At 53.2% G+C, this 9,339-nt stretch carries 10 protein-coding genes and 1 rRNA gene; 7 read left to right on the forward strand and 4 right to left on the reverse strand.

Annotated features, from left to right (window positions below; all coding sequences use genetic code 11):
• Positions 1-11: 11 nt before the first annotated feature.
• From rsmB to def, 3 genes are read right to left on the reverse strand one after another with little or no spacing between them, the layout of a single operon-like run.
• Positions 12-1,301: a 16S rRNA (cytosine(967)-C(5))-methyltransferase RsmB gene (gene rsmB, locus AOY24_RS22715; protein WP_054177421.1), complete on the reverse strand. Its 1,290-nt coding sequence runs from the start codon at positions 1,299-1,301 to the stop codon at positions 12-14.
• 52 nt (positions 1,302-1,353) lie between these two features.
• Entirely contained in the window at positions 1,354-2,301 is a 948-nt protein-coding gene (gene fmt, locus AOY24_RS22720) for a methionyl-tRNA formyltransferase (RefSeq protein ID WP_044265317.1), read from the reverse strand.
• A gap of 14 nt (positions 2,302-2,315) precedes the next feature.
• Complete coding sequence (gene def / locus AOY24_RS22725) at positions 2,316-2,825, reverse strand: peptide deformylase (RefSeq protein WP_042326273.1); 510 nt, start codon at positions 2,823-2,825, stop codon at positions 2,316-2,318.
• A gap of 129 nt (positions 2,826-2,954) precedes the next feature.
• Here def and dprA point away from each other — a divergent pair, with 129 nt between their 5' ends.
• Genes dprA through AOY24_RS22755 form a run of 6 tightly spaced genes read left to right on the forward strand, consistent with a single transcriptional unit; the run spans position 2,955 to position 6,747 of the window.
• Positions 2,955-4,079, forward strand: a complete 1,125-nt coding sequence (gene dprA / locus AOY24_RS22730) for a DNA-protecting protein DprA (protein WP_054177419.1) — start codon at positions 2,955-2,957, stop codon at positions 4,077-4,079.
• The gene (gene smg, locus AOY24_RS22735; protein WP_054177420.1) at positions 4,051-4,524 is read left to right on the forward strand and encodes a DUF494 family protein Smg; all 474 of its coding nucleotides are present in this window, start codon (positions 4,051-4,053) and stop codon (positions 4,522-4,524) included. Before dprA ends, smg begins: the two co-directional genes overlap by 29 nt.
• A gap of 26 nt (positions 4,525-4,550) precedes the next feature.
• Complete coding sequence (locus tag AOY24_RS22740; protein ID WP_042998369.1) at positions 4,551-5,105, forward strand: type I DNA topoisomerase; 555 nt, start codon at positions 4,551-4,553, stop codon at positions 5,103-5,105.
• On the forward strand, positions 5,098-5,670 hold the full coding sequence (tsaC, locus tag AOY24_RS22745) for an L-threonylcarbamoyladenylate synthase type 1 TsaC (RefSeq protein ID WP_044265313.1): 573 nt from the start codon (positions 5,098-5,100) through the stop codon (positions 5,668-5,670). The genes AOY24_RS22740 and tsaC overlap by 8 nt, the downstream gene beginning before the upstream one ends.
• 4 nt (positions 5,671-5,674) lie before the next feature.
• Positions 5,675-6,493: a shikimate dehydrogenase gene (aroE, locus tag AOY24_RS22750; RefSeq protein WP_054177422.1), complete on the forward strand. Its 819-nt coding sequence runs from the start codon at positions 5,675-5,677 to the stop codon at positions 6,491-6,493.
• Positions 6,490-6,747 carry a DUF1488 domain-containing protein gene (locus tag AOY24_RS22755; protein ID WP_042998366.1) on the forward strand — a complete coding sequence of 86 codons (258 nt, stop codon included), beginning with the start codon at positions 6,490-6,492 and terminating at the stop codon, positions 6,745-6,747. Before aroE ends, AOY24_RS22755 begins: the two co-directional genes overlap by 4 nt.
• On the opposite strand, the gene AOY24_RS22760 is transcribed toward AOY24_RS22755, so the two are convergent.
• Positions 6,723-7,277: a gamma carbonic anhydrase family protein gene (locus tag AOY24_RS22760; RefSeq protein WP_042998365.1), complete on the reverse strand. Its 555-nt coding sequence runs from the start codon at positions 7,275-7,277 to the stop codon at positions 6,723-6,725. The genes AOY24_RS22755 and AOY24_RS22760 overlap by 25 nt on opposite strands.
• 471 nt (positions 7,278-7,748) lie before the next feature.
• On the opposite strand from AOY24_RS22760, the gene AOY24_RS22765 reads away from it, so the two are divergent.
• Positions 7,749-9,290, forward strand: a 16S ribosomal RNA gene (locus AOY24_RS22765).
• Positions 9,291-9,339 lie beyond the last annotated feature (49 nt).

Raw genomic sequence — 9,339 nt, forward strand, 5'->3', positions numbered from 1 at the left:
CCGTTATCCCATCACTTTTTGATTAGCTTAGCGTAAAAGAAGCCATCACCGTCTTCTGCACCCGGCAGATTTTGAAGACCCGGCATTTCGGGTGTGCCTGTCTCGCTCAGCATGGCATCCGTCGTACGCTGTAAGAAGGCGTGAACCTGCTGACTGTTCTCTTCCGGCAAAACGGAACAGGTGGCATAGACCAGCGTGCCGCCGGATTTCAGATGCGGCCAGACGGCATCAAGAATTTCAGCCTGTAGCTTTGCCAGTTCGGTAATATCACGATCGCGGCGAAGCCATTTGATATCCGGGTGACGACGGATAACTCCGGTTGCAGAGCAGGGGGCATCTAACAGGATACGATCAAACTGCTGCTCGCCGCACCATTGTGCAGGGAAACGCCCATCACCCTGCTTAACCGCCGCTTTCATCCCAAGACGTTTCAGGTTGTCATAAACGCGGGAGAGTCGTTGTTCATCCACATCAACTGCCAGCACGTTTGCTTCGGGAGCCGCTTCGAGGATGTGGGTGGTTTTACCGCCTGGTGCTGCACACAGATCTAAAATGTGTTCGCCGTTTTGCGGAGCAAGGAAGGCCACGCACCCCTGAGCAGAGGCGTCCTGAACGGTGACCCATCCTTCATCGAACCCAGGAAGCGTATGGACCGGTGCTGCTGTTTCCAGACGGATGGCATCGGGATAGTCGGGATGAGTGAAACCTTTCATCCCGGCGTTTTCGAGCAATGCCAGCCAGCTGTCGCGCGTATGGTGTATGCGATTCACACGTAGCCACATCGGGGGGCGCTGATTGTTGGCATCAATAATCGCTTCCCATTGGGTGGGGTACGCCTTTTGCAGGCGTTTAAGTAGCCAGCCAGGGTGCAGAAAACGCGCGTCGCTGCTGGCGAATTCCGCGAGCAGTACTTTTTGTTGACGCTGGAACTGACGCAGAACACCGTTTATTAGCCCCTTAAGCTGCGGGCGCTTTATCGCTACGGCACCTTCGACCGTTTCCGCCAGCGCTGCATGTGGAGGAATTCGGGTATGCAGTAATTGATAGAATCCCACCATTATCAGGTAATGCACGGTGCGCTGTTTTCCCGTCATTGGGCGGGACATCAGTTTGTTGATCAACCAGTCGAGTTGCGACAGCGTACGCAGAACCCCAAAACAGAGTTCCTGTAGCAGCGCTTTGTCTTTATCGGAGACTTTTTGTTGTAGCGGCGGCAGGACATTGCTCAGTGAATGCCCTTGCTCGACGACCTGTTCAACGGCCTGCGCCGCCATACTGCGTAAGTTAAGTTTCTTATTCATAACCGCAAAAATAAAAAGGCCCGGTAACACCGGGCGTTATCAGAAGTGACCGTCAGACCAGACGGTTGCCAGGAATGAACCATTCCCGACGTGAATTCAGAAGATCCTGGGCGCTCATCGCTTTTTTTCCGGCGGGTTGCAATGAGAGCAGGTTCAGGACTCCGTTGCCGGTCGCGACCTGAATGCCTTGTTTCGTGGCGTCAAGGATGGTTCCCGGTTCTGCCAGCGTCGGCGTCTCTATCACGGATGCCTGCCAGACTTTTACCGGCTGGCCGTCAATTTCCAGCCAGCTCATCGGCCAGGGATTGAATGCGCGAATGCAACGTTCCAGTTGTGTCGCAGAAAGCGACCAGTCGATGCGCGCTTCTTCTTTACTGAGCTTTTCTGCGTGAGTGACTAGCGATTCATCCTGCACTTGCGGATTTGCACGGCCCTCAGCTAACTGCTTCAGCGTTTCGATCAGCCCCTGCGGACCAAGATCCGCCAGCTTGTCGTACAGTGTGCCGCTGGTGTCTTGCGCGGTGATGGGGCAGGCGAGCTTATAGAGCATATCGCCCGTATCGAGACCCACGTCCATTTGCATAATGGTCACGCCCGTTTCGGCGTCCCCAGCCCAAAGAGAACGTTGAATGGGCGCCGCGCCGCGCCAGCGCGGCAGCAGCGAACCGTGGACGTTAATGCAGCCGAGACGCGGCATATCCAGCACGGCTTTCGGCAGAATCAGACCATACGCGACGACGACCATAACATCTGCGTTCAGATCAGAAACCAGGTGCTGGTTTTCCTGCGGGCGCAAGGAAACGGGTTGGAAAACCGGAATGCCTTTTTCCTCTGCCAGCACTTTTACCGGGCTCGGCATCAGTTTTTTTCCCCGACCTGCCGGGCGATCGGGCTGGGTAAATACCCCGACAACGTGATGTTCAGAAGACAACAGCGCGTCAAGATGACGCGCTGCAAAGTCAGGTGTACCCGCAAAAATAATACGTAGTGAGTCTGACACGGTGATTCTTGTCCTTAAGCTCGTGCGTTCAGGCGGTCGAGTTTCTCAACTTTCTGACGAATACGTTGCTGCTTCAGCGGTGACAAATAATCGATAAACAGTTTACCGACCAGGTGATCCATCTCGTGCTGAATACAGATAGCCAGCAGGCCGTCGGCTTCCAGTTCAAACGGTTTACCCTCACGATCGAGCGCGCGAACTTTCACTTTCTCAGCACGCGGCACTAAAGCACGCTGTTCCGGAATAGACAGACAACCTTCTTCAATACCGGTCTCGCCTTCTTTTTCCAGCAGTTCCGGGTTAATTAACACCAGGCGTTCGTCACGATTTTCCGACACGTCAATGACGATAATCCGCTGATGAATATCAACCTGAGTTGCTGCGAGGCCAATACCTTCTTCCGCGTACATCGTCTCGAACATATCATCGACGATACGCTGAATTTCTGCATTCACTTCTTCTACCGGCTTTGCGACTTTGCGAAGGCGCTCGTCCGGAATATGTAACACTTGCAAAACTGACATAGTTATCCAGAGTTGTGTTCAGGAGTTGGAAAGATTATTACCTCTATTCTAGACAAATCCCCCTCTGATTGACAGCATCAGTGACCAATCGCAAAGATTGCTAAGACTGCTTGTGGCAGGGGGATAAGGATGACCCGTACCGAAATTTGGCTACGTTTAATGGCTGTGAATGAGTTGTTCGGCGATGAGATGGTGCGCGTCGCTCACGGACTGATATCACAGCCGGCTATTGATATCGCCGCATTGCGGCGTGCCGGCCTTTCCCCTTCCCAGGCAACGCGCTTTTTGACCTTTCCGGAAAAAGAACTGGAAAGAACCCTTCGCTGGCTTGAGTCGCCGCACCATGACTTATTACTGGCAGACAGTGAAGATTATCCTGCGCAGCTTCGCGCCATTGAAGATTATCCCGGTGCGGTTTTTGTCGTTGGCTCCCCGCGATGTCTCCATGATTTTCAACTCGCCGTCGTGGGAAGCCGAACGCCGTCCTGGTATGGCGAACGATGGGGGCAGATGTTTTGTGAGAAACTGGCCAGTTGGGATATCACCATTACCAGCGGTCTGGCGCGAGGTATTGATGGCATCGCCCATCGGGCGGCGATCCAGGCAAAGGGGAAAAGCATTGCCGTATTAGGCAACGGCCTGCAATCCGTCTATCCCCGCCGACATGCCGGGATGGCCGATGCGTTGCTGGAAACGGGAGGCGCGCTGGTGTCCGAATTTCCGTTAATGATGGCCCCTTTACCGCGCAACTTTCCCCGCCGGAACCGTATCATTAGCGGTCTGAGTAAAGGGGTTCTGGTGGTTGAGGCGGCATTACGCAGTGGCTCGTTGGTCACCGCGCGCTGTGCGTTAGAGCAAGGACGAGAGGTGTTCGCTATCCCTGGCCCCCTCGGCAGCCCCGGAAGCGAAGGGCCACACTGGCTGGTGAAGCAGGGTGCCACCCTTGTGACGGCCCCAGATGAAATCATGGAAAATTTGCAGTACGGCTTGCATTGGCTGCCAGATGAGCCTGAAAAATCACTTTATTCATCAGATCAGGAAGGCGCAGCATTGCCATTTCCCGAGCTCCTGGCTAACGTAGGAGATGAGGTAACACCTGTTGACGTCGTCGCTGAACGTGCCGGCCAACCTGTGCCAGAGGTAGTGGCTCAGCTACTCGAACTGGAGTTAGCAGGATGGATCGCAGTTGTACCCGGCGGCTATGTCCGATTGAGGAGGGCATGCCATGTTCGACGTACTAATGTATTTGTTTGAGACATATATCCACAATGAAGCTGAATTAGGTGTGGATCAGGACAAACTTGAACGGGATCTTACCGACGCTGGTTTTGATCGTGAAGACATCTACAACGCGCTCCTGTGGCTGGAAAAGCTTGCTGACTACCAGGAAGGTCTTGCCGAGCCGATGCAGCTCGCCTCCGATCCTCTCTCTGTGCGTATTTATACCCCAGAAGAGTGTGACCGACTGGATGCCAGTTGCCGGGGATTCCTGTTATTCCTTGAGCAGATTCAGGTGCTAAACCTCGAAACGCGAGAAATGGTGATTGAACGTGTGCTCGCGCTGGATACCGCAGAATTCGACCTGGAAGACCTGAAGTGGGTCATCTTGATGGTTTTGTTCAATATTCCAGGTTGTGAAAATGCATATCAGCAAATGGAAGAATTACTCTTTGAAGTGAATGAAGGTATGCTGCATTAATCAACCTTAATTCAGCATGAGTTGTTATGGCTAAATCAGCACTGTTTTCGGTGCGTAAAAATGAGCCCTGTCCGCAGTGCGGGGCTGAACTGGTGATTCGCTCCGGGAAACACGGTCCGTTTCTTGGTTGCTCGCACTATCCGGAATGTGACTATATCCGTCCGTTGAAATCCTCAGCGGACGGACATATCGTCAAAGTTCTGGAGGGGAAACATTGCCCTGACTGCGGCGGCGAATTGGTGTTGCGCCAGGGGCGTTTTGGTATGTTTATCGGCTGCAGCAACTATCCAGAATGTGAGCATACCGAGCTCATTGATAAACCCGATGAAACCGCTATTACCTGCCCTCAATGCCAGACGGGCCATCTGGTCCAGCGGCGTTCCCGTTATGGCAAAACCTTCCACTCCTGCGATCGCTATCCGGAGTGCCAGTTTGTCATTAACTTCAAACCGATAGCCGGAGAGTGTCCTGAGTGCCACTATCCGCTACTCATCGAAAAGAAAACCGCGCAGGGTGTGAAGCACTTTTGCGCCAGTAAACAATGTGGAAAGCCGGTTTCGGCGGAACAAACAAGTGAATAATAACCTGCCAACAGACCCTATCGCTGACGCAATAGAGGTACTGAATAAAGAGAATGTCATCGCCTATCCAACAGAAGCCGTCTTTGGCGTCGGGTGCGATCCCGATAGCGAAGTGGCCGTAAATCGTCTGTTGGCCTTGAAACAGCGTCCGGTGGATAAAGGGTTAATTTTGATCGCCGCCAGTTTTGAGCAGCTCAAGCCGTATATTGACGACAGTATGTTGACCGATGCCCAGCGTGATGCCGTGTTTGCTCGTTGGCCTGGTCCGGTGACCTTTGTTTTCCCTGCGCCAGCGACGACGCCTCGTTGGTTGACGGGGCGCTTTGATTCATTGGCGGTGCGCGTGACGGATCATCCGCTGGTGGTCGCCTTGTGCCAGGCTTATGGCAAACCGTTGGTTTCAACCAGCGCCAACCTGAGTGGATTACCCCCTTGCCGTACGGTTGAGGAAGTTCGCACACAGTTTGGTACAGACTTCCCGGTGGTGTCAGGAGAAACCGGAGGTCGATTGAATCCTTCGGAAATCCGTGATGCCCTGACGGGCGAGTTGTTTCGACAGGGGTAAGATGATGGAAACCTATGCTGTTTTTGGTAATCCAATCGCGCACAGCAAATCGCCGTTTATTCATCAGCAATTTGCGCAGCAGCTGCAGATTGCGCATCCGTATGGCCGTGTGCTGGCGCCTGTTAATGATTTCATCAACACACTGAACGCGTTCTTTGCCGACGGCGGTAAAGGAGTGAACGTCACAGTGCCATTTAAAGAAGAAGCATTTGCCCGCGCCGATGAACTCACCGAGCGTGCAGCCCTGGCCGGTGCGGTGAATACGATCAAGCGGCTCGAAGATGGTCGGTTGCTGGGTGACAACACCGACGGCATCGGTCTGCTAAGTGACCTCGAACGTCTGTCATTTATCCAGCCGGGGCAACGTATCCTGCTGATTGGCGCGGGTGGCGCTTCGCGTGGTGTATTGTTACCGCTGCTTTCTCTGGATTGCGGGGTGACGATTGTTAACCGGACGGCATCCCGTGCGGAAGAACTGGCACAGGTTTTTGCACATACAGGTAGCGTGCAGGCGCTGGGTATGGATGAGCTGGAAGGACATGAGTTTGATCTGATCATCAATGCCACCTCCAGCGGCATCAGCGGTGAGATCCCGGCGATCCCGGCATCGCTCATTCGTCCGGCGGTATGTTGTTACGACATGTTCTACCAAAAGGGCAATACGCCGTTTCTCTCCTGGTGTGAACGCCAGGGCGCGAAACGTTATGCCGATGGTCTGGGGATGCTGGTGGGGCAAGCAGCTCATGCCGTTCTGCTCTGGCACGGTGTGTTGCCGGAAATTGAACCAGTGATTGCGCGTCTCAAGCAGGAGTTATCCGCATGAATCAGGCCATCCAGTTTCCAGACCGGGAAGAGTGGGACGCGCAGAAAAAAGCGGTCTGCTTTCCCGCGCTGGTTAATGGCATGCAGTTAATGTGCGCTATTAAGGGAGAAACGCTGGCGAATCGCTTTGGTGGTGAAACTACGGAACAATGGTTAGCTCACTTTTGCGAACATCGCTGGGATCTGGAAGAAGAAGCGGAAGCACTGATCCAGTCCCAGCAAGAAGACGATCATGGCTGGGTTTGGTTACCCTGAGCGAGATACTCGTCTTTCCATTTCACATAATTTCTGGCGGAGTATTGCAGACCCGCTTTCTCCTCCTCTGTTAGCGGCCGGATCTGTTTGACCGGGCTCCCCAAATAGAGATAGCCGCTCTCCAGGCGTTTGTTTTGCGGTACCAGGCTTCCCGCCCCAATCATTACGTCGTCTTCAATCACCGCGCCATCCAGCAGAATCGATCCCATACCGACCAAGACCCGGTTGCCAATGATGCAGCCGTGCAACATCACTTTATGCCCGACCGTCACATCTTCTCCTACAATGAGCGGGTTGCCATCCGGGTTGGAGGCGGATTTGTGCGTGACATGCAACACGCTGCCATCCTGAATATTCGTACGCGCCCCGATCGCAACGTAATTTACATCGCCACGGATCGCAACAAGCGGCCAGATCCCCACATCGTCCGCCAGGCGAACGTCACCAATGATCACACTGCTGCTGTCGAGCATCACCCGTTGGCCAATCTGTGGGAAAAGATCCTTATAAGGACGTAATACGTCAGACATGTTTACCTCAAGGAAAGAGAACAGTAATGATGACTTTGGTTGCATTTCTGGCCTTGCGCAAGTGCTTTAGCTATCAAAAATTCGCCAAATTGCGCATGAATGGAGCGAAAGGGATGAAAAAGCAGCGAACGGAAAAAAAGATCTAAAAAAGGCTTGTGCAAAAAAATGGGATCCCTATAATGCGCCTCCGTTGAGACGACAAAGTGGAACGCTTCACAAGATGGTCGTCACAGCGAAGAGAAAAATCCTGAAAATCAGGGTTGACTCTGAAAGAGGAAAGCGTAATATACGCCACCTCGCGACAGAGCGCTAAAGCGCGTCGCAACTGCTCTTTAACAATTTATCAGACAATCTGTGTGGGCACTCAGAGTGACATGGATTCTTAACGTCGCAAGACGAAAAATGAATACCAAGTCTCAAAGAGTGAACACGTAATTCATTACGACGTTTAATTCTAAGAGCATCAAACTTAAATTGAAGAGTTTGATCATGGCTCAGATTGAACGCTGGCGGCAGGCCTAACACATGCAAGTCGAACGGTAACAGGAAGCAGCTTGCTGCTTTGCTGACGAGTGGCGGACGGGTGAGTAATGTCTGGGAAACTGCCCGATGGAGGGGGATAACTACTGGAAACGGTAGCTAATACCGCATAATGTCGCAAGACCAAAGAGGGGGACCTTCGGGCCTCTTGCCATCGGATGTGCCCAGATGGGATTAGCTTGTTGGTGAGGTAACGGCTCACCAAGGCGACGATCCCTAGCTGGTCTGAGAGGATGACCAGCCACACTGGAACTGAGACACGGTCCAGACTCCTACGGGAGGCAGCAGTGGGGAATATTGCACAATGGGCGCAAGCCTGATGCAGCCATGCCGCGTGTATGAAGAAGGCCTTCGGGTTGTAAAGTACTTTCAGCGGGGAGGAAGGGGTTAAGGTTAATAACCTTAGCCATTGACGTTACCCGCAGAAGAAGCACCGGCTAACTCCGTGCCAGCAGCCGCGGTAATACGGAGGGTGCAAGCGTTAATCGGAATTACTGGGCGTAAAGCGCACGCAGGCGGTCTGTCAAGTCGGATGTGAAATCCCCGGGCTCAACCTGGGAACTGCATTCGAAACTGGCAGGCTTGAGTCTCGTAGAGGGGGGTAGAATTCCAGGTGTAGCGGTGAAATGCGTAGAGATCTGGAGGAATACCGGTGGCGAAGGCGGCCCCCTGGACGAAGACTGACGCTCAGGTGCGAAAGCGTGGGGAGCAAACAGGATTAGATACCCTGGTAGTCCACGCCGTAAACGATGTCTATTTGGAGGTTGTGCCCTTGAGGCGTGGCTTCCGGAGCTAACGCGTTAAATAGACCGCCTGGGGAGTACGGCCGCAAGGTTAAAACTCAAATGAATTGACGGGGGCCCGCACAAGCGGTGGAGCATGTGGTTTAATTCGATGCAACGCGAAGAACCTTACCTGGTCTTGACATCCACAGAACTTGGCAGAGATGCCTTGGTGCCTTCGGGAACTGTGAGACAGGTGCTGCATGGCTGTCGTCAGCTCGTGTTGTGAAATGTTGGGTTAAGTCCCGCAACGAGCGCAACCCTTATCCTTTGTTGCCAGCGGTCCGGCCGGGAACTCAAAGGAGACTGCCAGTGATAAACTGGAGGAAGGTGGGGATGACGTCAAGTCATCATGGCCCTTACGACCAGGGCTACACACGTGCTACAATGGCATATACAAAGAGAAGCGACCTCGCGAGAGCAAGCGGACCTCATAAAGTATGTCGTAGTCCGGATTGGAGTCTGCAACTCGACTCCATGAAGTCGGAATCGCTAGTAATCGTGGATCAGAATGCCACGGTGAATACGTTCCCGGGCCTTGTACACACCGCCCGTCACACCATGGGAGTGGGTTGCAAAAGAAGTAGGTAGCTTAACCTTCGGGAGGGCGCTTACCACTTTGTGATTCATGACTGGGGTGAAGTCGTAACAAGGTAACCGTAGGGGAACCTGCGGTTGGATCACCTCCTTACCTTAAAGAACCTGCCTTTGTAGTGCCCACACAGATTGTCTGATGAAAA

This window comes from Citrobacter sp. CtB7.12 (genome assembly GCF_001297795.1).
Lineage (GTDB): Bacteria > Pseudomonadota > Gammaproteobacteria > Enterobacterales > Enterobacteriaceae > Citrobacter_A > Citrobacter_A amalonaticus.

Coding starts and splice junctions, on each gene's coding strand:
- AOY24_RS22760 (WP_042998365.1), bottom strand. CDS start 7,277: ATGTCTGACGTATTACGTCCTTATAAGGATCTTTTCCCACAGATTGGC.
- rsmB (WP_054177421.1), bottom strand. CDS start 1,301: ATGAATAAGAAACTTAACTTACGCAGTATGGCGGCGCAGGCCGTTGAA.
- aroE (WP_054177422.1), top strand. CDS start 5,675: ATGGAAACCTATGCTGTTTTTGGTAATCCAATCGCGCACAGCAAATCG.
- smg (WP_054177420.1), top strand. CDS start 4,051: ATGTTCGACGTACTAATGTATTTGTTTGAGACATATATCCACAATGAA.
- AOY24_RS22740 (WP_042998369.1), top strand. CDS start 4,551: ATGGCTAAATCAGCACTGTTTTCGGTGCGTAAAAATGAGCCCTGTCCG.
- def (WP_042326273.1), bottom strand. CDS start 2,825: ATGTCAGTTTTGCAAGTGTTACATATTCCGGACGAGCGCCTTCGCAAA.
- AOY24_RS22755 (WP_042998366.1), top strand. CDS start 6,490: ATGAATCAGGCCATCCAGTTTCCAGACCGGGAAGAGTGGGACGCGCAG.
- dprA (WP_054177419.1), top strand. CDS start 2,955: ATGACCCGTACCGAAATTTGGCTACGTTTAATGGCTGTGAATGAGTTG.